Source organism: Herbaspirillum rhizosphaerae (assembly GCF_046025915.1).
Lineage (GTDB): Bacteria > Pseudomonadota > Gammaproteobacteria > Burkholderiales > Burkholderiaceae_D > Herbaspirillum > Herbaspirillum rhizosphaerae_A.
Genome location: NZ_JAQQFR010000010.1, coordinates 66,027 through 87,648 on the forward strand (window position 1 = coordinate 66,027; position 21,622 = coordinate 87,648).

Annotated in this window: 22 protein-coding genes and 1 other RNA gene; 13 read left to right on the top strand and 10 right to left on the bottom strand. The window is 58.7% G+C overall.

Features of this window, described 5'->3' with window-relative positions; all coding sequences use genetic code 11:
* Window positions 1-311: 311 nt before the first annotated feature.
* Both PQR63_RS15755 and PQR63_RS15760 read left to right on the top strand, forming a co-directional pair.
* Window positions 312-1,490, top strand: coding sequence for an MFS transporter (locus PQR63_RS15755; protein WP_408168946.1), 1,179 nt, complete (start codon window positions 312-314; stop codon window positions 1,488-1,490).
* Between the two features lie 61 nt (window positions 1,491-1,551).
* On the top strand, window positions 1,552-2,526 hold the full coding sequence (locus PQR63_RS15760; protein WP_408169099.1) for a GlxA family transcriptional regulator: 975 nt from the start codon (window positions 1,552-1,554) through the stop codon (window positions 2,524-2,526).
* A 129-nt stretch (window positions 2,527-2,655) separates the two neighbouring features.
* On the opposite strand, the gene PQR63_RS15765 is transcribed toward PQR63_RS15760, so the two are convergent.
* The gene (locus tag PQR63_RS15765) at window positions 2,656-3,579 is read right to left on the bottom strand and encodes a LysR family transcriptional regulator (protein WP_408168947.1); all 924 of its coding nucleotides are present in this window, start codon (window positions 3,577-3,579) and stop codon (window positions 2,656-2,658) included.
* Window positions 3,580-3,754: 175 nt separating this feature from the next.
* Here PQR63_RS15765 and PQR63_RS15770 point away from each other — a divergent pair, with 175 nt between their 5' ends.
* The 3 genes from PQR63_RS15770 (at window position 3,755) to PQR63_RS15780 (ending at window position 6,015) form a co-directional block, all read left to right on the top strand.
* Entirely contained in the window at window positions 3,755-4,135 is a 381-nt protein-coding gene (locus tag PQR63_RS15770) for a DoxX family protein (protein ID WP_094563734.1), read from the top strand.
* Window positions 4,136-4,260: 125 nt separating this feature from the next.
* Entirely contained in the window at window positions 4,261-5,112 is an 852-nt protein-coding gene (locus tag PQR63_RS15775; RefSeq protein WP_408168948.1) for a pirin family protein, read from the top strand.
* A gap of 24 nt (window positions 5,113-5,136) precedes the next feature.
* Window positions 5,137-6,015, top strand: coding sequence for a pirin family protein (locus PQR63_RS15780; RefSeq protein WP_408168949.1), 879 nt, complete (start codon window positions 5,137-5,139; stop codon window positions 6,013-6,015).
* Window positions 6,016-6,120: 105 nt separating this feature from the next.
* Here the strand turns inward: PQR63_RS15780 and PQR63_RS15785 are convergent, their stop codons facing one another.
* Window positions 6,121-6,579, bottom strand: a complete 459-nt coding sequence (locus PQR63_RS15785; RefSeq protein WP_408168950.1) for a universal stress protein — start codon at window positions 6,577-6,579, stop codon at window positions 6,121-6,123.
* A gap of 5 nt (window positions 6,580-6,584) precedes the next feature.
* Window positions 6,585-6,887 (bottom strand): hypothetical protein, encoded by a 303-nt coding sequence (locus tag PQR63_RS15790; protein WP_408168951.1) that lies wholly within the window; start codon window positions 6,885-6,887, stop codon window positions 6,585-6,587.
* Between the two features lie 200 nt (window positions 6,888-7,087).
* Between PQR63_RS15790 and PQR63_RS15795 the strand changes: the two genes are divergently transcribed.
* Both PQR63_RS15795 and PQR63_RS15800 read left to right on the top strand, forming a co-directional pair.
* Window positions 7,088-8,296, top strand: a complete 1,209-nt coding sequence (locus PQR63_RS15795; RefSeq protein WP_408168952.1) for a methyltransferase — start codon at window positions 7,088-7,090, stop codon at window positions 8,294-8,296.
* A 46-nt stretch (window positions 8,297-8,342) separates the two neighbouring features.
* A complete protein-coding gene (locus tag PQR63_RS15800) occupies window positions 8,343-8,744 on the top strand; it encodes a hypothetical protein (RefSeq protein ID WP_408168953.1) in 402 nt (133 codons plus the stop codon).
* A gap of 10 nt (window positions 8,745-8,754) precedes the next feature.
* Here the strand turns inward: PQR63_RS15800 and PQR63_RS15805 are convergent, their stop codons facing one another.
* The gene (locus tag PQR63_RS15805; RefSeq protein WP_408168954.1) at window positions 8,755-9,675 is read right to left on the bottom strand and encodes a LysR substrate-binding domain-containing protein; all 921 of its coding nucleotides are present in this window, start codon (window positions 9,673-9,675) and stop codon (window positions 8,755-8,757) included.
* Between the two features lie 161 nt (window positions 9,676-9,836).
* Here PQR63_RS15805 and PQR63_RS15810 point away from each other — a divergent pair, with 161 nt between their 5' ends.
* Together PQR63_RS15810 and PQR63_RS15815 are read left to right on the top strand one after the other, a co-directional pair.
* The gene (locus tag PQR63_RS15810) at window positions 9,837-10,721 is read left to right on the top strand and encodes a class II aldolase/adducin family protein (protein WP_408168955.1); all 885 of its coding nucleotides are present in this window, start codon (window positions 9,837-9,839) and stop codon (window positions 10,719-10,721) included.
* Window positions 10,722-10,924: 203 nt separating this feature from the next.
* The gene (locus tag PQR63_RS15815) at window positions 10,925-12,250 is read left to right on the top strand and encodes an ABC transporter substrate-binding protein (protein WP_408168956.1); all 1,326 of its coding nucleotides are present in this window, start codon (window positions 10,925-10,927) and stop codon (window positions 12,248-12,250) included.
* Window positions 12,251-12,312: 62 nt separating this feature from the next.
* On the opposite strand, the gene PQR63_RS15820 is transcribed toward PQR63_RS15815, so the two are convergent.
* Both PQR63_RS15820 and PQR63_RS15825 read right to left on the bottom strand, forming a co-directional pair.
* A complete protein-coding gene (locus PQR63_RS15820; protein ID WP_408168957.1) occupies window positions 12,313-13,692 on the bottom strand; it encodes a sensor histidine kinase in 1,380 nt (459 codons plus the stop codon).
* 7 nt (window positions 13,693-13,699) lie between these two features.
* Window positions 13,700-14,398 (bottom strand): response regulator transcription factor, encoded by a 699-nt coding sequence (locus PQR63_RS15825; RefSeq protein ID WP_408168958.1) that lies wholly within the window; start codon window positions 14,396-14,398, stop codon window positions 13,700-13,702.
* A 176-nt stretch (window positions 14,399-14,574) separates the two neighbouring features.
* Between PQR63_RS15825 and PQR63_RS15830 the strand changes: the two genes are divergently transcribed.
* From PQR63_RS15830 to PQR63_RS15845, 4 genes are all read left to right on the top strand, one after another.
* Window positions 14,575-15,378 (top strand): ABC transporter ATP-binding protein, encoded by an 804-nt coding sequence (locus PQR63_RS15830; protein WP_094563743.1) that lies wholly within the window; start codon window positions 14,575-14,577, stop codon window positions 15,376-15,378.
* 31 nt (window positions 15,379-15,409) lie between these two features.
* Window positions 15,410-16,282 carry an ABC transporter permease gene (locus PQR63_RS15835; protein ID WP_408168959.1) on the top strand — a complete coding sequence of 291 codons (873 nt, stop codon included), beginning with the start codon at window positions 15,410-15,412 and terminating at the stop codon, window positions 16,280-16,282.
* A 60-nt stretch (window positions 16,283-16,342) separates the two neighbouring features.
* A non-coding RNA gene (locus PQR63_RS15840) (sX9 sRNA) lies at window positions 16,343-16,416 on the top strand.
* A 41-nt stretch (window positions 16,417-16,457) separates the two neighbouring features.
* On the top strand, window positions 16,458-17,480 hold the full coding sequence (locus PQR63_RS15845; RefSeq protein WP_408168960.1) for an ABC transporter substrate-binding protein: 1,023 nt from the start codon (window positions 16,458-16,460) through the stop codon (window positions 17,478-17,480).
* A gap of 84 nt (window positions 17,481-17,564) precedes the next feature.
* On the opposite strand, the gene PQR63_RS15850 is transcribed toward PQR63_RS15845, so the two are convergent.
* The 4 genes from PQR63_RS15850 to PQR63_RS15865 form a co-directional block, all read right to left on the bottom strand.
* Window positions 17,565-18,353 carry a phosphodiesterase gene (locus tag PQR63_RS15850; protein ID WP_408168961.1) on the bottom strand — a complete coding sequence of 263 codons (789 nt, stop codon included), beginning with the start codon at window positions 18,351-18,353 and terminating at the stop codon, window positions 17,565-17,567.
* A gap of 32 nt (window positions 18,354-18,385) precedes the next feature.
* Window positions 18,386-19,264 carry a carbohydrate ABC transporter permease gene (locus PQR63_RS15855; protein ID WP_408168962.1) on the bottom strand — a complete coding sequence of 293 codons (879 nt, stop codon included), beginning with the start codon at window positions 19,262-19,264 and terminating at the stop codon, window positions 18,386-18,388.
* 17 nt (window positions 19,265-19,281) lie between these two features.
* The gene (locus PQR63_RS15860) at window positions 19,282-20,193 is read right to left on the bottom strand and encodes a carbohydrate ABC transporter permease (RefSeq protein ID WP_408168963.1); all 912 of its coding nucleotides are present in this window, start codon (window positions 20,191-20,193) and stop codon (window positions 19,282-19,284) included.
* 143 nt (window positions 20,194-20,336) lie between these two features.
* Window positions 20,337-21,611, bottom strand: a complete 1,275-nt coding sequence (locus PQR63_RS15865) for an ABC transporter substrate-binding protein (RefSeq protein WP_408168964.1) — start codon at window positions 21,609-21,611, stop codon at window positions 20,337-20,339.
* Window positions 21,612-21,622: the final 11 nt, after the last annotated feature.

The window sequence follows — 21,622 nt, forward strand, 5'->3', positions numbered from 1 at the left end:
TGTTTTTTCATTCTTTGGCATTTTCGCCCGGATGGTCGCGCCGGACGCATTGGCAGAAATTGAAAGTTTTGTGTCATTGACGACATTTTGCGCGGATTCGACAATTCCACTCAACTGTTCGTGTCGGCTGACGTAGAGCCAACTTCCGCAGATTACAGTCGATTTCACTATAGGGATGGAACGTGAGCGAGCCAAAATCACATCAAGAGTCAAATCAAAAATCAGATCAAAAGCTGAAGGATGGCCAGCCTCTGCTACCTGAGGCTGATGAAACGAGTACTGTTAAAACAGGGTATCGCAATGCCCGTATCTTGGCTATATGCCAGGGCTTGTTCACCTGTGCCATCTCGATCGATCTGACCCTGACCGCGCTGACAGGGTATCAGTTGGCCCCCGACAAATCGTTGGCGACCTTGCCGTTTGCACTGATCACTGTGGCCGGTGCGGTAGTGACGTGGTTTGCGGCTTTTCTGATCCAGCGGCTGGGGCGGCGGCTCAGTTTTTCGCTGGGCGCCCTGGCAGGGGCTATCGGCGGGGCGATTTCGGTGTGGTCGGTATTCAACGGACATTTCTGGAGTTTTTGTATTGGCACGGCGGGCGTCGGTGTGTTTCAGGCCTTTGCCCAGTACTACCGGTTAGCCGCTGCCGATGCGGTCGGACCGGAACTCAAGAGCAAGGCGATCTCTACCGTGCTTACCGGCGGTGTGATTGCCGCAGTGTTGGGGCCGGCGCTCGCTGCCTGGAGCAAAGACTTGTTTCCTGCCGCCTTGTTTTCCGGCGCCTATCTGATGGTGGCCTTGCTCAGTCTGCTGTCGATGATCGTGTTGCTGGCGTTCTACCGCGACGTGGAAAATACCGAAGCCGCCATCGACACAGCAATGTCAGCGCCACCAGCGCCGCCACGCTCAACCGGTGAAATCGCGCGTCAGCCGGTGTTCATCGCGGCGCTGGCAAACAACGTCGTCGGCTCGATGGTGATGATGTTCATCATGACTGCCGCGCCTTTGGCTGCTGTGGCCTGCCATCACGGCATTAATGATGGCGCCAACATCATTCAGTGGCATCTGGTCGGGATGTACGCGCCGTCGTTCTTTGCCGGTCACCTGATCAAACGCTTTGGACTGGGGCCGATTGTGCTCAGCGGCGTGGTGCTGAATCTGGCGTGCGCGCTGATCGCCATGGCGTCGACGACTTTGCCGGCGTTCTATGTCGCCTTGCTGTGTCTGGGCATCGGCTGGAATTTCATGTTCGTCTGCGGCACGACCTTGCTGGCGCAATCGTATCGTCCCAATGAGCGCGCCAGGGCGCAGGGTCTGTCGGAATTTTTACGCTATGCTGCTACCGCACTGGCGACGCTGGCAGCGGGGCCGCTGTTGGAGCATTACGGCTGGCAGGCGCTGAATATTGCCATCTTGCCCTTGCTGGCGGTGTGCGCGATTCTTAGTATTCGCTGGATGGCGGCAAGCTCTACGAAAACCGTCCCGGCCTGATCACCCTACATCGCATCATTTACTTCAGAAACACGAGAACATCATGAAGCACGGTAAGACCTTGCGCATTGTCTTGTTGGCCTATCCAGGCATGAACCTGATCGACCTCAGCGGCCCGCTGCAAACCTTCGTGACCGCCACCCGTACCGCACTGTCAGCAGGCGTGAGCGAGCCGCGCCCCTTGTATGAAGTCCAGGTACTGTCCTCGCAAGGCGGTCCGTTGCTGACGGGGGCAGGTCTGACCGTGATGACGGAGCCGCTGGAAGCTTTCGAAGGCCAAAGCATGGATACGCTGATCGTCCCGGGCGGCAGCATCGGTGCAACGTTTGAGGCCGATCCGGCGTTGGTTGCATGGATCGGTCGCCATGCCGGCAAGGCGCGCCGGGTGTGTTCCGTCTGCACCGGCGCATTCCTGCTGGCCGCCGCCGGATTGCTAAAAGGCAGGCGCGTGACCACGCATTGGGACTGGGCCTTGCGCCTGCAGCAGCAATATCCGGACATCGAAGTCGATCCTGAGCCGATCTTCATCCGCGAAGGGGATGTCTGGACCTCGGCCGGCGTCACGGCCGGCATCGATCTGTCGCTGGCGCTGGTGGAAGAAGACTATGGCCACAAGGTCGCCATTGCGACGGCGCGGCAACTGGTGATGTTCATCAAACGGCCGGGCGGGCAGTCGCAGTTCAGCGTGCCGCTAGTGTCGCAATCATCCGAAAACGCGCGCTTCGCCGAGCTGCACGCCTGGATTGCGTCCAATTTGAAAAACGACCTGCGGGTGGAAAATCTTGCCAATCGCGTCAACATGAGTCCGCGTACTTTCGCCCGTACTTATGTCGCCGAGCAAGGGCGCACGCCAGCCAAGACGGTCGAGGCGATGCGATTGGAGGCGGCTTGCCGCGCGCTGGAAGAAACCGACCTGCCGCTCAAGAGCATCGCCACCGAAACCGGCCACGGCGAAGAGCAGAACCTGCGACGCGTGTTTCAGCGCCAGCTTGGCGTGAGCCCGGCGCAGTATCGGAGCCGGTTTTCAGCGCATTGAACTTGACACCGTACGTCGTCCTGACGGAAGTCAGGACCCAGCGTCGTAGCTGCGGTCTTCACGACACTGGATCCCAGCATGCGCTGGTACGACGGTGGAATGCAATGACGGGTATGAACTGAACATGCCTCACTCGGTGACGTTGATCCCATCCAGCGTCTTCAACGCCGCCAGCGAGTCCAGCCACCACGACAAGGCCGGTCCCGCACGATAGTCGGGCCGGTAGACACACTGGATCGGCAGGGCCATGCCTTCCGGCGCATGTTGCGAGGTCAGGATTCTGACCAGCTTGCCATTGTGCAGATCGTCTTTCACCACATGCTGCGGCATGTATCCCCATCCCATGCCGGCCCGCAGCAGGGCGTGTTTGGTGCCGAGATCGCTCATGCGCCAGGACAGGCGCGAATGCACCGAGAAATCCTGGCGCGCCGTCAGTTCGCTGCGGTCGCTGAGCACCAGTTGCGTTTGTTGCGCCAGCAGTTTGTCGGGAATTCGTCCTTTGACTGCCGCCAGCGGATGCTGGGGCGAGACGACGCCGACCACCATCACGCTGGGCAGGCTCACGCGTAACAGATTGGGTGGCGTGGTCGGCAGGGTGCCGAGAATACCGAGCATGGAGCGGCCGTCGAGTACGCGTTCCGCCACAGCGCCCAGGGCTTCGATTTCCAGTCGCACCGTCACCGCAGGAAAGGCGTCGCGAAAGCGCCGCAGCAGATCCACCAGACAGTCGGTGGGAAAGAACACGTCCACCGCCAGCGCCACTTCCAGTTCCTGCCCTTGCGAAAACGCATTGGCGCGCACTTGCAGCGAATCCACCTGATCCAGTACCTGGCGCGCGTCGCGCAGCAAGGCTTCGCCCGCGTCGGTCAGTTGCGGACGGTAACCACTGCGGTCGAACAAGGAGACATTGAGCTGGCTTTCCAGCGTGCCGATGGCGTAGCTGACCGCCGACTGGGCGCGGGTAAGGATGCGGGAAGCCGCCAGAAAGCTGCCGCTGTCGGCAACCTGGACGAACACGCGTAACTGGTCGAGGGAGAAACGTTCTATGTTCATGATGGCAACACTATCTATTTATTAGATATTGATTATAGAAAAATAATCAATTTCATGTTGCGCTTATTCGCATTATTCTGACTGTGCTTTCTGATTCATCTCGGTTTCAGAGTTTTAAAAGTTACTAACCACACACATACGTCGTTATCCAAAACAATTTTTAGGGAGTTTCATCATGACCATTTCCAAATCCACTTATACCTTCGGCCGCATCCTGCTGGCATCGCTGTTCGTCGTCTCCGGCATTTTCAAGATCATCGGCTTTGCCGGCACGGTCGGCTACATGGGCAGCCTCGGTCTGCCGGTGCCGACACTGGCCGTCATCGTGACGATCTTCGTCGAAGTCGGCGCCGGTCTGGCACTGATGAGCGGCAGCCGTCTGGCCCGTCCGGCAGCGTTGCTGATCGCGATCTTCACCGTTGGCGCAACGCTGGCCGCACACCGCTTCTGGGCGGTTGATCCAGCTGCGATGCAAGGCCAACTGACCAACTTCCTGAAGAACTTGTCGATCATCGGCGGTCTGCTGGTTTTCTGGTCGATCAAGCCAACTGAGTAATTGAGTAAGTTGGATAGGTTGAACCAGCAGCGAATGCATCAATCTGTAGCCTTTATCTGAAGTCGCAGGCGACGGTGGCCGATCCAGCCGCAGTCGCCACAAGTACCCACAACAGGAGAAACACCATGAGCACCACTTTTACCCGCCAGCTGGAACGGCTGGTCAACGGCATCCCGACCCAGGATGGCGCAGGTGTCAGCCTTACCCGCGTGCTGACCCATGATTTGCAACGCCGGTTGGATCCTTTCCTGATGCTGGACGCTTTTCACTCGGACAAACCGGACGATTATCTGGCCGGTTTCCCCGACCATCCGCATCGCGGCTTTGAAACCGTGACTTACATGTTGCAAGGACGCATGCGTCACCGCGACAACGCCGGTAACGAAGGTCTGCTGGAACCGGGCGGCATGCAGTGGATGACCGCCGGTCGCGGCCTGGTGCATTCGGAGCTGCCGGAGCAGGAAGACGGACTCATGAGCGGTTTTCAGCTGTGGGTGAACCTGGCAGGGCGCGACAAGATGGCGACGCCGGCGTATAGCGACATTCCGTCGGCCGGCATTCCGGAAGTCTCGCCGCAGGATGGCTTGACCGTCCGCGTGCTGGCAGGCGAAGCCTTCGGCACCAAGGGCGCGGTAGAGCGTCCCACTACGGCACCGCTGTATCTCGACCTGCATCTGGAGGCCGACAAACAGGTGGCCTTGCCGATTCCTGCGACGCATAATGCCTTCCTGTATGTGTACGAGGGCGAGTTGCAGATTGGTCAGGACAAACGCGTGGCAGCAGCAGGTCGCATGGCGATCCTGAGCAATACGCCCGGCGCCGAGGGGGTTGAAATCCATGCCAGCAAGGACAGCCGTTTTCTGCTGATCTCCGGCCAGCCGTTGAATGAGCCGATTGCACAGTGGGGACCGTTTGTCATGAACACGCGCGAAGAAGTCGAGCAGGCTATCGACGATTTTCGTGCCGGACGTTTCTAATCTTTACTTTTTAAAAGGACCGCCATGAGCAGCATCCGTCATCTGATCCACGGCCTGGTACGCGATATCGGCTTCCCGGTACGCCGCCTGTTGCCTGCCGCTGCCGTCCGCACTGTCGGCCCCTTCGTGTTCTTCGATCACATGGGGCCGGTGGAATTCGACAGCGACACCACCGAAGGCGACGTCCGTCCGCATCCGCATATCGGCCTGGCGACGGTGACCTATCTGTTCTCGGGCGCAATGATGCATCGCGACAGCCTCGGCGTCGTGCAGCGCATTACCCCGGGTGCGGTCAACTGGATGGCGGCCGGGCGCGGTATCGTGCATTCGGAGCGTGTTCCGGAAGACATCCGCAATGACAAGGTGCCGGTGCACGGTTTGCAGATGTGGGTGGCATTGCCGAAGGATCAGGAGCAGGGCGACGCCAGCTTTCATCACTATCCCGAAACCGACATGCCGCGCATCGAGCTGGATGGCGCCAGCCTGCATCTGCTGGCCGGTCAAGCCTACGGTCAGCAGTCGCCGGTCAAAACATCCAGCCCGACTCTCTATTTATCGGGACGCATCAAGGCCGGCGGTACGCTGACTTTGCCTGCCGACTATAGCGAGCGCGCCGTCTATGTCGTCACCGGTGCTGCCTCGCTGGATGGCGAAGCGCTGGAAGCTGGCGTGCTGGCCGTATTGGAGCCGGGTGTGGAAGTGACGCTGACGGCGCAGAGCGATACGCTGTTCATGCTGCTGGGTGGCGAGCCGATCGATGGCCCGCGCTTTGTCTGGTGGAATTTTGTTGCCAGCAGCAAGGAAATGATCGAAAGCGCCAAACTGGCGTGGCGGGCTCAGGATCGTTCGGTGTTTCCGGCGATTCCCGGTGAAGTTGAGTGGATTCCGCTGCCAGAGAAATGAAGCTGAAAAACTGAGCGGGCAAGTCCATCGTTCTTCCATATAAAAAGGCCTGATAGTGATATCAGGCCTTTTTTGCTTCCATATCCTTGCCGCTTCAGTCACGCGTCACGCGGCGGCTTGCGTACCCCGGATAATCCAGACCGGCAAAGGACATTGATGCATGACCTTTTCCGCGACACTGCCAAGCACCATCTTGCGGAAGCCTTTTTGCCCGTGAGAACCGATAACGACCAGCTCGGCACTGCTTTCCTTGGCGGCATGCAGGATGGTGCCGGGAATATCGCCGGGTGCTATCGGACTCTCGATGAGGCGCGTGTTGCCGGGCAGACCAGCGGCTTCCACACGTTTTCTTGCGTCGTCGAGGATGTCCTGTCCGGCGCTGACGAAGTCAGTGTGCAAACCGGCCGGCGGCTGGTAACCGGTGTCGTAGAGGATGTAGCTATTGTCGACGACATGGACAACCTCGATTTTGCTGCCGAGAGTTTTAGCAAGCCGAATGGCTTCGTCCAGTGCCTGGTTGGAGGTCGGACTACCATCGACGGGGACAAGGATTTTTGCGTACATACCGGTCAGATCATGCCGAGGATGCGGCCAAGCTCCGCGACGTAGGGGCTGTCTTTCAGAATCGCCCCTTCGACCGAGTCCATCAGATTCATGGCGGAATTCTGTGTCTTGCCTATATGCTCGCGCAAGACGCCGGCTTCGACTTCAGGTGTGTTCAGGTGACTTTTCAGGATGGCAAAATCGTTCTTCAACGTTCTTGCTTCTGGATTATCGACGTCGATGTTCTGAAGTTCCAGTTCCAGCTCAGCCAAAATCTGTTTCAGTCGTACGTGATGGGAATCATCTTGACGCAGGATGGGATCAGACATATCGGCTCCAGCGGTTAGGGTATGCAGTGTTGAGGCAACGAGCATCGCCGGTGCGGCGAATGCTGCTGATTTTTATGTTTTCTGGTGCTGTTGTTTTCAAGTTAAGTCCTTATCATAAGAGAAGTTTCGATCTCGTGCAGGATATCGCTTCAGACATTTTGTTACACTGCGCCATGTCAAACGATTACGAAAGAAGCAGCATGAGCGATTACCCCCTTATAAGCTGGACTGAAGCAGGGGAAATTCGTTCCGCCCGCTGGCGTTCCGAAGCCGGCAACCCACCTCCAAAAAATGTCACCGTAGCGGACGACCGCATACCGGCCGATGTCGCCTACAAGCTGATCTGCGAAGGCACCGGCTTGCTGTGGCGTGGCGATTATCAAAATGCCCGTCAATTGCTGCAAGCCCTGGCCAGACGCATCGACAAAAAGTCAGATCGCAAAAGCAGCAAGGCGGCTGATAAAGCGGCAGCGGACAAAGCTGCCGGCAAAACAAGTAAAACAGTTGCTCCAACGACAACTCCCGCAATCACCATCACACAGGCATTCCACCAGCATCGTCAGGCGCAGGCCCAACGCGCACGTATTCTCGGCATGCTGCTGCTGCCGATGGAAGCCGATTACAGCGTTCCTCTGCGTCGGGCGCCGGATCTGGCGCAGGCTTGTACGGAGGTGTACGGCCCCGGTGAGGAAGCTAGCGTCGTGTCGATGCGTGAACTACTGGGCCTGGTCGGCGCGCATGAGTGGCGCAAGAAGGGGGTGCCGATCCCGGCATTGGGCGGCAGCATTCATCCTTACTACGGTGTGTTTTCACCGGTGCGCGGCGAATATGTCGACCTGATCGCGCAAGCGGTGTTGCCGACGGTCGATCTGGCCTTTGATATCGGCACCGGCACCGGCGTGCTGGCGGCGCTGCTGGCCAAGCGCGGCGTCAAACGTATCGTTGCCACTGATCAGAGCGAACGCGCACTTGATTGCGCCGCCGCAAACCTGAAACGCCTGGGCGTGAACAAGCAGGTTGAGTTGATGAGCGCGGATCTGTTTCCTGCCGGACGCGCGCCGCTGGTGGTCTGTAACCCGCCGTGGGTGCCGGCCAAGCCGAGTTCGGCCATTGAAGCAGCAGTCTACGACCCCGACAGCCGCATGTTGCGCGGCTTCATCGAAGGCTTGTCCGAGCATCTGACACCGGGTGGCGAAGGCTGGCTGATCATGTCTGACTTCGCCGAGCATCTTGGCTTGCGCGCGCGTGGCGAGATACAGGCGATGATCGACAAGGCGGGTTTGCAGGTTGTCGGCAAGACCGACATCAAGCCGCGTCATCCCCGTTCAAGCGATGCGGAAGATCCCTTGTCGGCCGCTCGCATGAAGGAAGTGACGTCGCTGTGGAAGTTGAAGGTAAAGAAGGCTTAAGCTGCTTAGGCGGCTTAAGTCGTGGAGCCATGCAAAAGGACTGTCTATGAAACCATCCCTGTCGTCCGTCTTTTCGTCTTTCGGGTCGGTGGCTTTGCTGGCGACATTCTGGGCCGGTTCGGCGTCGGCCCAGTTGATCGAGCGGCATCCTTTCGGTTATCCGCCGCCTGCGCCTGACAAGCCGGTGGTGACCACCAGCGCCAATACCTGCAAATGTGAAGTCGCCGACACCAGCGGCAGCGCCTGCATGATTTACATGCGCACCAACGCTGCCGACTGGATTGCTCAAAATGCGCCTCAGACACGCTTGCGGTCGTCTAATGACGGCCGCTATTACGATACGCCGTTCGCATTGGCGGCCAGCGCCTGCGCCGGACGCAAGGTCAATGCTTCCACTGTGAAGGTGCATTGGCTGGATAAGAAAAATGCGATTTTGGAGTGGAAGTAATTTGTTAAGTTTAGCTCCCAGTTGCTTGATTTTGTTGATGTAATCCTGCCTGGCTGAAGAGCCAGTCGCGAAAGCGGACGATGTTCTTGCTGTTCTTCTCCGCTTCGCGATAGCTCAGAAAGTGCGTCTCGCGCCAGACTGACTTCAGCGTACCGCCGCTGAGCGTCACCAATTCCCCGTTGGCAATTTCCTGCTCCGCCAGCCTCGTACTTTCCAATGCAATGCCAACCTGATTGACCGCCGCCGCTAATGCCAGCGAGGCGCGGTCGAAGGATGGCATCGGCCTTCCGGGCGGCAGCTTCATGCCGTTGAGAGCGAACCAGTCGCTCCAGCGTACGGGGTTGAGTGTGGATTGGATTAGCGTCATTGCTGCGATATCTACCAGCGCCGGCACCGCGCGGTCACGCAGCAAGGCCGGTGAGCACAGCGGGACGATGGTTTCCGATCCGATGGCTTCGCTGACGATACCGGCACGCGTGGGAGCGTTGCCGTAGGCAATGGTCAGATCCAGTTCTTCATGGCGTAGCAAGTCCATTGGCTCCGCGCCGGACGACATGCTGATATTGATGTCAGGATACTGCTGCATGAAGCGCGGCAGGCGCGGCCCCAACCATTTGGCGGCGAAGCTGGGCGAGCAGTGCACTGCCAGCGCATCGCTGCGACGCGCCGGGCCCAGCTCTTCACAGGCTGCCTCCATGAGGTCGAAAGCCACCGACAATTGATCCTGCAAGCGGCGGCCATCGGCGGTCAGCTCGACGCGGCGGAAAGAGCGGGTGAACAGGGATTTGCCGAAATAGGTTTCCAGGCCGCGTACCTGATGGCTGATTGCAGAGGGGGAAAGATGCAGTTCTTCGCTGGCGAGCGCAAAGCTTTGCAGGCGGGCTGCTGCTTCAAAGGCGCGCAGGGAGAAGAAACTGGGGAGTTTTCGCATCGCAGCCTTGGCATCCGCTCATGAGGTGAATCAGATTCATCATATTGTGAATACTCGTCATTTGTCAAAGCGACGAGCTTCTTGGGATGATCTGCTCACCATAAAGATTCGATTTCCAAAGATTCGATTTCCAAATTTCCAATAAAGCAGGAGACCCAGCCATGACGATCGATGTTGCCGAACGCGCCGCCCAGTCAGCCGATTTAACTTCAGCCAAATCTAGCTTCAGCGCCCTCAATGCCGCCGACCAGCGGGTATCGGTCTATCAGCCGGAACAGCAAGGCCTGAAATTTCCTCAGGTGCCGGTATTCGCCACCCATGCAGAGGAGCGTCAGCATCGCAAGGAGCGCCTGGTCGCCGCCTGCCGGGCATTCGCCCTGCATGGACTCGATTACGGCTTTGCCGGACATCTGACGGTGCGCGACCCGGAATTCCCGGATCTGTACTGGACCAATCCGATGGCTGTGCATTTTTCGCAGGTCAAGCTTTCCAACCTCATCCTTGCCAACCACCATGGTGAAGTGGTGCAGGGCTCGTATGCGCTCAATCGCGCCGGGTTTGTGCTGCATGCCGCAGTGCATGAGATGCATCAGGACATCGTTGCCATGTGCCACGCCCATACTGTCTACGGCACCGCCTGGTCGGCGCTGGGACGTCCGCTGGATCCGATCACCCAGGACGCGGCCGTATTCTTTGAAGATCACGTGGTCATTACCGCTGAGGCCGGTGCCGTCGCGGTCAAGACTGAGGCCGGCAAGTCGGTCGCCGCCGCTTTCGGCAAGAACAAGGCGGCGATCCACCAGAGCCACGGTTTGTTTACCGCCAGCCGTCACAGCATTGAAGACGCTGCCTTCTGGTTCATCGCGCTGGAACGCTGCTGCCAGGTCCAGCTCATGGTGGAAGCCACCGGCATCAAACCGATCATGGTGCCGCCGGATCGTGCGCGTTACAGTCGCGAGAACGTCGGCAATTCCTTCATCGGCTGGCTGCACTTCCAGCCGATTTATGAACAACTGGTGCAAACCAGCCCGGACATGTTCGACTAGTTTTGCCCGACCGCCTTGTCCATCCAAGAAGGTAAATGCCGGTCAGTTGATGACTGGCATTTGTCGTTACCGCGCCATATTTCACCCAAGGAGACCGCTACCGTACCTATTCTTCACCGCCGTCCTGATACGTCAAACCGTACGTCAAATCATATAACCGCGCCAACGCGGGCCCATCCGTTCTAACCGAAGGAGCAGGAGACATGACGAAGTTAAGCAGACGCGAATTTCTGATCGCCAGCGCGGCATCCGCCGCAGCCGCCTCGACCATGGGAAGCAGCGCATTCGCTGCCCCGACGGCGCCTGGCGGCATCGATTACCCGATAGAAAAAGGCGCGACCCTGCGCGTCTTGCGCTGGAAGCGCTTCGTCCAGGGCGACGAGGACTTGTGGAACGAGAACGTCAAGAAGTTCACAGAACTGACCGGCGTTACCGTGCGTACCGACAGCGAAGGTTTTGAGGATGTCCGCCCCAAGGCTGCCGTTGCAGCAAATGTGGGCAGCGGGCCCGACATTGTTCTGGGCTGGTTCGACGACCCGCATCAGTATCCGACCAAACTGCTCGACGTCACTGACCTGGCGAATTCGCTGGGCACGCGTTACGGCGGCTGGTATGACGTCTTTCAAAAATACGGCAAGAGCAACGGCAAGTGGATTGCCATCCCGCTGGGCGTGATCGGCATCTGCCTGGTGTATCGCGACAGCCAGCTCAAGGCCGCCGGGTTCGAGACGGTGCCCAAGGATCTGCCCGGTTTCCTCAAGATGGCGCAGGCGCTCAAGGCCAAGAATACGCCGCTCGGTTTTGCGCATGGTAAAGCCGTCGGCGACGCCAACAACTATGCACATTGGCTGTTGTGGGCGCATGGCGGTAAGCTGGTGGACGAACACGGTAACGTCGTCATCAATTCGCCGGAGACCCGGGCTGCCTTGGAATACGGCAAGCAGATCTATCCGACCATGGCGCCGGGCACGCTGTCCTGGCAGGACCCATCCAACAACAAGGCCTATCTCGATGGTCAGATCAGTCTGACCAATAATGGTATTTCGATCTATTACGCCGCCAAGAACTCGACCGATCCCAAACTGCAGGAGCTGGCCAAGGACACCCAGCATGCGCACTATCCGATCGGGGTATCGGGCAAGCCGACTGAGCTGATGCAACTGACGCAGATGATGGCGTTCAAGCACACCAAGTATCCCAATGCAGCCAAGGCCTTCATGCAATTCATGATGGAGCCGGATCAGTTCAATCCCTGGATGAAGGCCGCCATCGGTTACGTTAGCCAGCCGCTCAAGGCCTATGAAAAGAACCCGGTCTGGACTGCCGATCCTAAGGCCACGCCGTACCGCGACGCGGCATCATTGATGCTCGATCACGGTCACGCAGGCCCGCTGGGGCAAGCGTCGGCGGCCTGTCTGGCGGATTACGTACTGGTTGATATGGTGGCGGAAGCCGCCAGCGGATCGAAGACCGTGCAACAGGCGATCGACAGGGCTGCGGAACGGGCCAAGCGGTTTTATAAAACCTAGTCAATAAGCAAGAAGACGCTGTGATCCCGGCGAAAGCCGGGGCACAGCGGGTTGATGTACGGCTATGTCTGTGACGGCGCTCCCGCCGGAAAACTCAACACCACCATAAAGCTCCCCGCGCCGCTGTAACCAAATCGCAGCAGGCCGCCATGCGTACGCATGACTTCTTCCACAATGGACAGGCCGAGACTGGCGCCGACGCGTTCGCCGCTGCGTGGGGCGAAGGGTTTGCGGATGCGTTCCCAGTCGTTTTCCGGGATGCCGGGGCCGTCGTCGATGACGCGCAGTTCGTACAGGTTTTCTATCTGCTCCAATTGCACATGCAGAAAGCTCACTGCGCCATATTGCAGCGCGTTGCCGAGCACGTTCTTGATTGCCTCGCGCAGGCTGATGGAGTCGCCCATGATCAGGCAGGGTTGCTCGGGCGCTTCCATGGCGAGATCGAGTTGCCGTTCCTGATGGGACAGCATATCGGCCATTTCGTGACGGACCAGCTCTCCGAGGTCGATTTTTTCGAAGGCGGCGGTGTCGCTGCGATGCTGCACCATGGCGTGGTTGATCAGTTGATTGACCAGTGCACCAAGGTGGCGGGTACGGTCGCGCAGACGATCGAGATGATGGCGGCGGCCGGCCTCGTCATGTTGCGCAGAGAGCAATTCCATCTGCGAAATCAGCGCCGTCACCGGCGTGCGCAACTGATGCGCAGCGTCGCCGATGACGCGTCGCATGGTCGCACGGTGTACCGCCAGCCGCTGCATAAAGGCGTTGATCGAGCTGACCAGCGCATGGGTTTCTACCGGCACCGTGATCGATAGCGGCGACAAGTCGTTGAGGTCGCGCTCGCGGATGGCGGCTTCGATTTTTTTCAACGGCGACAAGGCTTGATACAGGGTAAACATCGCCGCAATCAGCGTCAGCACGCCCATTGCCAGAATCACCAGCAGGGCGCGTGTACCGACGCTTTTGGCGAAAGACAGGCGGGCGTTGTTGGTCTGGGCCAGTACGATGACCGCCCACGGGTGTTCGTTGGCGACCGGCATGCGGCGACCGACAATGGCCATGCGCACGGGCGTATCCAGATAAGCGCCATCCTGCAGCAGCGGGCCGTCTTTCAGTTTCTTCCACGGAATCTCGGGTTTGAAATCGGGATCGCCGGCGATCGTGCGGCCATCCGGATCGACCACCACATAGAACACCTGATCGCCCGCCGTCAGCATCGAGAAGGCGGCCAGCGGCACGTCGACATTCACGGCGCCGTTCTGATACCAGGTGTTTTCTGCAATCTGCAAGGCGCTGCCGGTGAGGATGCGGTCATAGGCTTCGTTGGCGGCGAGTTGGGTTGATATCCAGATGGCGATCAGCAGGGCGATGGAACTGATGGACAACACCAGCCCGACGCGCATGACCAGTCGCGTGTAGAGCGAACGTCCGGCGATGATCACGCGGGCCTCACTGTGCGGTTGCCGCTGAAGGCGGCGTGCCGGCCGGCAGCAGCACCAGCTGATAGCCCAGTCCACGCAAGGTACGGATTTCAAAACCGGCGCCGGCGAGCTTCTTGCGCAGGCGGCCGATGTACTGTTCGACGGTGTTGGCGTTGGGCGTGTCGTCGACGCTGAACAGCCGGTCGATCAGTTCTTCTTTGCCAAAGATACGGCCCGGCCGCGCGGCGATGATTTCCAGCAGCGTTACTTCGCGCCGTGTCAGCTCCAGCGGCATGCCGTCGAGCGAGGCGGTGCGGCTTTTGCGATCGATGGTGAGATTGGCGCAACTCAGCAGATTGGTCGCTTCGCCGCCGCTACGGCGCAGCAGTACGCGAATGCGCGCATCCAGCTCACGAAAGTCGAAGGGTTTGATCAGATAGTCGTCGGCGCCGAGGTCAAGCGCGCGTACGCGTTCTTCAATTTCGGCACACGCAGTCAGCATCATGACGGGCGTGGTCAAACCTTTTTCACGCACGCGCGTAAGCAGCGAGAAACCGTCCTGTTGCGGCAACATCACATCGAGGATCAGCAGATCGTAGGGATCGGTGACGAGTTTGGCAGCCTCATTGCCTTTGCTTTGCCAGTCCACCGTATGACCGATGCGCGACAAGTGGGCGATGATCGCCTCGGCGACGTCTGCCGTGTCTTCGACCAAAAGAATGCGCATGATGAGTCCGTGGTGGATAAGGCTTGATGGCTGGATTGTGGCTTGATTTTGATAAGCCGGGATGGCGGCATATCGTCAACGTATCGAAAGCGTTGTTTCTTCGTATGTCAGTTTCGTTACAGGTTGCGAGATTAGCATTCTTCACAGAACTTATAAAAGTACCTAAAGGAGATTTTGTGAAAAACGATTTTGCGGCAGCGCCGCAGTCTTCCTCCACGCCTGTGGATCCTTCCGTGCCTCTGCTGGAAATCGACAACGTCACCCTGCAATACAAGACTTCCGACTCGCTCGTTACTGCGACGCAGCAAGTCAGCTTCAACGTCCACCCGTCGGATCGCTACATTTTGCTCGGCCCGTCCGGTTGCGGCAAATCGACGCTGCTCAAGGCTATCGGTGGCTATCTGCAGCCGACCAGCGGCAGGATTCGCCTCAAAGGCAAGGAAGTCAGCCAGCCAGGGCCTGACCGCATGATGGTGTTTCAGGAGTTCGACCAACTGCTGCCGTGGAAGACCGTGCGCCAGAACGTCGAATTCGCGCTGCACGCCAGCGGTCGCCTGCACGGCAAGGAAGCATCCGATCGCGCCGCCTATTACATCGAAAAGGTCGGCCTCGCCAAATTCATCGACAGCTATCCGCATACGTTGTCAGGCGGTATGAAGCAGCGCGTATCCATCGCACGCGGTATGGCGATGGAGCCGGACGTGCTGCTGATGGATGAACCCTTCGCCGCACTCGACGCGCTGACCCGCCGCAAGATGCAGGATGAGCTGCTGCGTTTGTGGGACGACACCAATTTCACGGTGCTGTTCGTCACCCACTCGATCGAAGAAGCAATCCGCATCGGTACCCGCATCCTGTTGCTGTCGCCGCATCCGGGCCAGGTTCGGGCCGAGCTCAACAGCATTCCGCCGGAAGAAATGGGCACCGCCAGCCAGGCGCAGCTGGAACAGCGCATCAATGACATGCTGTTCGCGCACTAATAACGATTAACGATAAATAAAGAGACAAGCTATGAGCAAAAACAACACACTCTTCGTGCGTCCGGAAATCGTCGTCGAGCCGAACCGCAACGCTGTCGCCGAGGTTCAGCGTCCGCTGTCAGCCTTTGAGGCTATCTACCGCATCAGCTGGATCCGCAAGACCGCTATCCTGCTGGTGTTGGCGCTGGTCTGGGAAGTCTACGGCCGCTGGCTCGACAACTCGCTGCTGTTCCCGAGCTTCAGCGAAACCCTGCACGCCTTCATGAGCGGCATCAGCAGCGGCGTTCTGCTGCAACGCGCCGCCGTCTCGCTGGAGACTTTGCTGATCGGCTATGGCCTCGGCATCTTGCTGGCAGGTTTGTTGACCACGCTGGCAATCAGCTCGCGCATCGGCAATGACTTTCTGGAAACGCTGACCTCCATGTTCAATCCGCTGCCGGCGATTGCCTTGCTGCCGCTGGCGCTGATCTGGTTCGGTCTCGGTACCGGCAGCATCATCTTCGTGCTGGTGCACTCGGTCTTGTGGGCGGTGGCGTTGAACACGCACGCCGGTTTCCGCTCGGTCTCGAACACCTTGCGCATGGTAGGTCAGAACTATGGCCTGAAACGCTTTTCGCTGGTGCGTTCGGTGTTGATTCCCGCCGCTTTCCCAAGCATTCTCACCGGCCTCAAGATCGGCTGGGCGTTTGCCTGGCGCACGCTGATCGCGGCCGAACTGGTGTTCGGCGTGTCGTCCGGCGCGGGCGGCCTGGGCTGGTACATCTTTGAAAATCGCAATCAGCTTGAAACCGCAAACGTGTTCTCGGGCTTGTTCTTTGTGATCATGATCGGCTTGTTTGTTGAAAACATGATTTTTGCCCAGATAGAAAAACGGACAATCCGCCGCTGGGGCATGCAGCACTAAACCTGTCCGTGATCCTACTGCGAAGCCATGATCCGGCGTCGGGCGGTGCTCGGAATCCTCATGTACTAAAGTACACTCCGGTTCCTCCGCTCCGGCCGCCACCGGCTGATGGCTTCTCGCTACGGATCACAAACAGGTTCGGCTAAATAAATTAGAACCTTTTAAAGGAGACCAAATGAAACGCAGAAATTTTTCAAAACTGATGATGGCCGCAACGCTCGGTCTGTCCATGCTGGCAGCGAGTGTTCCGGCCCGTGCCGAAGCGCCGGTGGTACGCCTGTCGCACGGTTACGGCTTGCTGTATTTGCCGCTGATGGTAATTCGCGATCAGGGCTTGATCGAGAAGCGCGCCAAGGCGCTTGGCCTCGGCGACGTCAAAACCAACTGGGTGCTGCTCGATGGCGGCAACGTGATCAACGACGCCATGCTGTCGGGTAATCTGGACATCGCCGGCACCGGCGCACCGGGATTCATCACCTTGTGGTCGAAAGCACACGGCATTCCGCGTTCGGAAGTCATCGGTCTTGGTGCACTGAGCACTTCGCCGCTGTGGCTCAACACCAATAACCCGAACGTCAAATCCCTGAAGGATTTCACCTCCAAGGACAAGATCGCGATTCCGGGTATCAAGACTTCGCTGTCGGCTGTGCTGCTGCAAATGGCTGCCGCTAAGACCTTCGGGATCGACAACTATGCCAAGCTCGATCCGTTGACCGTCAGCCTGAGTCATCCGGAAGCGCTGGGTTCGCTGTTGTCGGGCAAGACCGAGATCACCGGCCATTTCACTTCGCCACCGTTCTCGTATCAGGAAGTCAAGGATCCGAAGATCAAGCGCGTGCTGAATTCTTCCGACGTCCTGGGCCACATCACCATCGACGTCGTATTCGCGCTCAAGCAATTTACCGACAAGAATCCGAAACTGACGCAAGCTTTCATGGAAGCACAGGAAGAAGCCAACGCCTACATCGCCAAGAACCGCAAGGGCGCCGCAGAAACTTTCCTGCGCGTGTCGAAGATGAAGCTGACGCAGGATGAAGTCGAGAAGATGCTGGCCGATCCGGACACGCAATTCACCACGACACCGGAAGACATCATGCAATACGTGGTGTTCATGGATAAGGCAGGCACTATCAAGACCAAGCCTGCGGTGTGGTCGGATTTGTTTGTGCCTGCGTTCAAGACACGCAAGGGCAGCTGAGTAGAGATTCTGGTTTCAGAAGATCGAATGAAAAACGGGGAGTGCACAGTGTGCCTCCCCGTTTTTCATTTTCCGAAGCTTTGCTTAACCGTAGTAGGGAAACTGCTCCGACTTGTCCATGAAAGCATGGTAGTGCACTACCACGCCGGCGTCGCGCAAACTCAGCACGGCGTAGGCGGGCGGCTCCATTGAAGTCGTCGCCGGGCCGGTCAGGGCGAAGTCGAGTGCGTGCTGATGGTTGGTGCCGGGTACGGTGGCGAAGGGCGTGCCATACCAGGTGCCGCCTGACGGGCGGTGTACGTGACCGGAGAACATATAGCGCACGTTGCCGTGTTTCTTCACCAGCGCGCGTAAATCGGCTTCTTCGCGCAGGCGGATCCAGTCCATCGACGGCAGATCGAGTTCAAATGGCGGGTGGTGCGAGAACAGATAGACCTGACGTTCGCCGGCTTCGGCCAGTGTACGATCCAGCCATTCCAGACGATCCGTACAGAGACGACCTTCGTGCGTGCCTACTTCTTTGGTGTCGAGAAAAACCAGGCGCGTGCTATCCGTATCGTGTACGCCCTGGATGAAGCCGTTGCCGTCCACCGGCATGTCGGGAAAGATGCTGCGGAACACCGGCCGCTCATCGTGATTGCCGAGCAGCAGCCGCACCGGCAGCTTCAACTCTTTCAGGCAATCGGCCAGGATGCGGTAAGAAGCTTCGTCGCCGTCATGGGTGAGGTCACCGGTAATGACGCACAAATCAGCGTCGGGATGGTGTTCATTGACGTGCGCAATGCAGGTGCGAAAACGCGCTACCGAATCTTCGCCGAACAAGAGGTTCCCATCCGGCACCAGGTGGATGTCGGTAATTTGTATGACTTTCATCAGGATGTGTTGTTGGTGTTGAATAAAGAGAGTTATCGGATACCTGCGCGCAGGAAGGCTTGAATGAACTGCCGCTGGAATACGAGGAAGCCGATCATCAGCGGTGCAATTGCCACCAGCGTGGCGGCGCTGATGATGGAGATGTTGACGCCGCTTTCAGGCGCGCCGAACAGCGACAGGCCGACCGTCAGCGGGCGTGTCATCGGCGAGTTGGTCACGATCAGCGGCCACAGGAAATTATTCCAGTGCGTCGCCACCGACACCAGTGCATAGGCCAGATAGACCGGTTTGGCCGCCGGCACATACACGCGCCATAGCACGCCGAACCAGCCGCAACCTTCGATGCGCGCCGCTTCTTCCAGCTCACGGGGAATCTGCATGAAGGCCTGGCGCAGCAAAAATATACCGAAGGCGCTGGCCATATAAGGTACGGCCATACCCAGCGGCGTATCGAACATGCCAAGACGCGTCACCATGGCGTAGTTTTCAACGATCAGGATTTCCGGCAGCACAAACAATTGCAACAGCACCAGCACGAACAGCAGATTCTTGCCGACGAACTGGAAGCGCGCGAACGCAAAGCCGGCCAATGTACACAGCGTGAACTGACCGATCAGGATCAGACTGACGAGCACGAAGGTATTGAAAAAGTAACGCAGCCAAGGCGCCGACTGCCATGCGTCTCTGAAATTCTGCAGAATCAATGGTGCACGCCAGTCCAGCGCCAGCGCTGCGTTGGAGGTATGGAAAGCGGCCCAGAGTGCAAACAACAGCGGGGCGATCCACACCAGCGCCAGCGACCACGCGCCGATGGTATCGACGATATTCCAGAGTCGTTCGCCGGGGGCCGAAGATGTCGTGGCAGCGTTATTGCCGGTGACGGGTGAGGCGTTGATAGTAGCGGTATTCATCGACAGTTTTCAGCGGTTTAACGGTAGTGGATGCGGCGGTCAAAGAACAGGAATTGCAGCGCCGCGATCAGGCCCAGTACAGCCAGCACCATCACGGTCATCACGGCGGCGCCGGATTGATCGAGATAGGCGAAAGCCATTTCCCAGATCCAGTACAGAATCAGCTTGGAGGCGTTGTCCGGGCCGCCCTTGGTCAGGATGAACAGGTGATCGATCAGCCGCACCGAATTGATCAGCGCATTGATCGTCACGAACAGCGTGGTCGGCATCAGCAGCGGCAACACCACGCGGCGCGTATAAGCCCAGCGCCCGGCGCCTTCGATGCGGGCGGCTTCGCGCAGGTCGGGCGGGATCGCCTGCAGCGCGGCGAGATAGAAGATCATGAAGAAGCCGGACTCTTTCCAGATCGTCACCGCCATCACCGACCACAAAGCGGTGCCCGGTTGGCCGAGCCAGTTGGTCGGGCCGATACCGAACAGCGCCGTGATGTGGTCGAGCAGACCGAGTCCGGGCGTATAAAAGAACAGCCACAGGTTGGCCGCCGCAATCATCGGCAGCATGGTCGGCGTGAAGAAGGCGGTGCGCACCAGGCCGCGGCCGCCGATGCGGGCGTTGGCCCACAGCGCCATGCCCAGTGCCAGTGCAATCGACACCGGAACGGTCACGCCCGCATACAGCAGGTTGTTGCCGACGACTTGCCAGAAGGCCGGATCGGCCAGCAGGTCGCGATAGTTGTCGAGACCGTTGAATACGCTCGGACGGCGCGCAGTGCCGCGCGAGAAGAAGCTGGCCCACAAGGTCGCCAGCATCGGAAAGAACGCGAACAGCGTCAGCAGAATCAGCGACGGCGTCAGCAGTCCCCAGCCGAACAGATTGTGCAGACGGCGTTCGGCGGGATTGGCCGGTGGCAGGTTTGTTACTTGGTTCATCAGGATGTTATCCGGTGATCATATTTTTCGCAGTCGTCCCAGCGTACGCTGGGACCCAGTGTCGTGACGATCATTGCGACGACACTGGGTTCTGACTTTCGTCAGGACGACAGGAATACAAGACTTGCAGCGTCCTGGGACGATTAACGGTAAGGCTTCAGCAAACGTTCTGCAGTTGCCTGTGCTTCATCCAGCGCTTGCTTCGATGTCTTGGTACCGGTCAGGGCAGCCTGAACAGCGTTGGACAATGCTTCACGCACGCGGGCGGTCTGCTCGGTCGAGAACTCCGGAATCGCTACAGCCAGCTGATCGCGGGCAACCAGTGCCTGCGGGAAGGTCTTGGCGTAATCGCGCAAGGCCGGCGTGTTGTACGAAGCAGGGCTGGTGCCGACGTAGCCGGTGGCAATCGACCATTGCGCAGCGCGTTCCGGCGCGGTCATCCAGCGTACGAAAGTGACCGAAGCAGCTTGCTGTGCAGGCGTTGAACCTTTGAACAGGTAGAAGTTGCCGCCACCGACCGGCGAGCCGGGTTGCTTGTTGGCAGGCAGCATGGCGACGCCGAAGTCAAACTTTGCTTCTTTCTTCACGGCGGTCAGGTTGCCGGTGGTGTGCCACATCATGGCAGTCTGGCCTTGCACGAAAGCCTGGCGCAGCGTGCCCCACTCAATCGCACCGGCCGGGCTGACCTTGTGTGTCGCTGCCAGCGAACGCCAGAATTCCAGCGCTTCGACGGCTGCCGGGGTGTTGAAGTAGACCTGTGTGCCTTCCTTGTTCATCAGCGATACGCCGTTCTGGATCGCAAACGCCTGGAACATCCAATATGGATAGCCGGTCGACGGAATCATCAGGCCGAACTTGTCCTTGCCGGTCAGCTTGGTGGCGGCGGCCAGCATTTCCTTCCAGGTCTTTGGCGGTGCGTCCGGATTCAGGCCAGCGGCGCGGAACATGTCCTTGTTGTAGAACATCACGATGGTCGAACGTTGGAACGGAATGCCCCAGACGTGGCCGCCGATGGTGCCGTTGGCCATCAGGCCTGGATAGAAGCTTTGCAGCCAGGCCTTGTCTTCGGCGCTGGTGGCGACCTTGTCGAAAGGCTCGATCAGGTTCTGGTCGATCAGGTCATAGGTGTCGAGCGCACCCAGTACCGACAGCTGTGCAGGCTGGCCGCCTTTGATTGCTGACAAGGCACGCACGCGTGTTTCGTCGTAGTTACCGGAGTAGACCGCCTTGACCTTGATGTCTGGATTAGCCTTCTGGAAATCATTGATCATGCCGTCGATCACATCGGTCAGCGGGCCGCCGACGGCGATCGGGTAGTACATGGTCAGATCGGTGGCTGCGCTTGCCAGCGAGGATGCTGTCAGGGCGCTTGCGAAGAGTGCCGCCAAGGTTGTTTTTCTGATGAGTTTGCTCAGCATTGCGGTTCCTT

Excerpts from the sequence above, each read along its gene's own strand:
- PQR63_RS15765 (WP_408168947.1), bottom strand. The coding sequence starts at position 3,579 with ATGAACATAGAACGTTTCTCCCTCGACCAGTTACGCGTGTTCGTCCAG.
- PQR63_RS15770 (WP_094563734.1), top strand. The coding sequence starts at position 3,755 with ATGACCATTTCCAAATCCACTTATACCTTCGGCCGCATCCTGCTGGCA.
- PQR63_RS15775 (WP_408168948.1), top strand. The coding sequence starts at position 4,261 with ATGAGCACCACTTTTACCCGCCAGCTGGAACGGCTGGTCAACGGCATC.
- PQR63_RS15780 (WP_408168949.1), top strand. The coding sequence starts at position 5,137 with ATGAGCAGCATCCGTCATCTGATCCACGGCCTGGTACGCGATATCGGC.
- PQR63_RS15785 (WP_408168950.1), bottom strand. The coding sequence starts at position 6,579 with ATGTACGCAAAAATCCTTGTCCCCGTCGATGGTAGTCCGACCTCCAAC.
- PQR63_RS15790 (WP_408168951.1), bottom strand. The coding sequence starts at position 6,887 with ATGTCTGATCCCATCCTGCGTCAAGATGATTCCCATCACGTACGACTG.
- PQR63_RS15795 (WP_408168952.1), top strand. The coding sequence starts at position 7,088 with ATGAGCGATTACCCCCTTATAAGCTGGACTGAAGCAGGGGAAATTCGT.
- PQR63_RS15800 (WP_408168953.1), top strand. The coding sequence starts at position 8,343 with ATGAAACCATCCCTGTCGTCCGTCTTTTCGTCTTTCGGGTCGGTGGCT.
- PQR63_RS15805 (WP_408168954.1), bottom strand. The coding sequence starts at position 9,675 with ATGCGAAAACTCCCCAGTTTCTTCTCCCTGCGCGCCTTTGAAGCAGCA.
- PQR63_RS15810 (WP_408168955.1), top strand. The coding sequence starts at position 9,837 with ATGACGATCGATGTTGCCGAACGCGCCGCCCAGTCAGCCGATTTAACT.
- PQR63_RS15815 (WP_408168956.1), top strand. The coding sequence starts at position 10,925 with ATGACGAAGTTAAGCAGACGCGAATTTCTGATCGCCAGCGCGGCATCC.
- PQR63_RS15825 (WP_408168958.1), bottom strand. The coding sequence starts at position 14,398 with ATGCGCATTCTTTTGGTCGAAGACACGGCAGACGTCGCCGAGGCGATC.
- PQR63_RS15835 (WP_408168959.1), top strand. The coding sequence starts at position 15,410 with ATGAGCAAAAACAACACACTCTTCGTGCGTCCGGAAATCGTCGTCGAG.
- PQR63_RS15845 (WP_408168960.1), top strand. The coding sequence starts at position 16,458 with ATGAAACGCAGAAATTTTTCAAAACTGATGATGGCCGCAACGCTCGGT.
- PQR63_RS15850 (WP_408168961.1), bottom strand. The coding sequence starts at position 18,353 with ATGAAAGTCATACAAATTACCGACATCCACCTGGTGCCGGATGGGAAC.
- PQR63_RS15855 (WP_408168962.1), bottom strand. The coding sequence starts at position 19,264 with ATGAATACCGCTACTATCAACGCCTCACCCGTCACCGGCAATAACGCT.
- PQR63_RS15860 (WP_408168963.1), bottom strand. The coding sequence starts at position 20,193 with ATGAACCAAGTAACAAACCTGCCACCGGCCAATCCCGCCGAACGCCGT.
- PQR63_RS15865 (WP_408168964.1), bottom strand. The coding sequence starts at position 21,611 with ATGCTGAGCAAACTCATCAGAAAAACAACCTTGGCGGCACTCTTCGCA.